Below are 472 nucleotides of genomic sequence, written 5' to 3'. Positions count from 1 at the left end.
CTTCGCTATACAACGCGGGCTCTTGGAGTAAACCCGCGTAAAAAAATGGGCCGCATAGTTTATCTTAGTTTTTGCGGTGCGTGTAGCTGTTCAACAGCTCATTGAAACCAAATATGGAAGCGGATCGCAATCTTAGACAGATCTTTGGAGCTAAAGGCTCTGTGCTTTATTGCTATTGCTCCTCCAGCGAAGAGATACACCGATGAAAACAGTAAATATACACAAGATCTGAATCGGCATTGATCCAACTCGCGAGAACGGGGTTTCGCCTTCATATATTCGAACTTGCCCTTCTAGAGTGCCTTGGGAAAACTGCGGAATCTGCTCTTCGATTTGTCCCTTAGTATTAATGATTGCGGTTACTCCGTTATTCGTTGCGCGGACCATGTAACGTCCGTTTTCGAGAGCGCGTAAGCGGGCAAGTTGCAGGTGCTGAAGAGGGCCAATTGATTCACCGAACCACGCGTCGTTG

The 472-nt window shown here is 47.2% G+C and carries 1 protein-coding gene; it reads right to left on the bottom strand.

Annotated elements, in window-relative coordinates:
* Positions 1-150: 150 nt before the first annotated feature.
* The coding region (locus tag A3751_RS00785; RefSeq protein ID WP_304438989.1) for a nitrilase-related carbon-nitrogen hydrolase at positions 151-472 on the bottom strand (322 nt) is incomplete at its 5' end.

The organism is Oleiphilus sp. HI0080, assembly GCF_001635135.1.
This window is presented reverse-complemented; position numbering and strand designations above follow the sequence as displayed.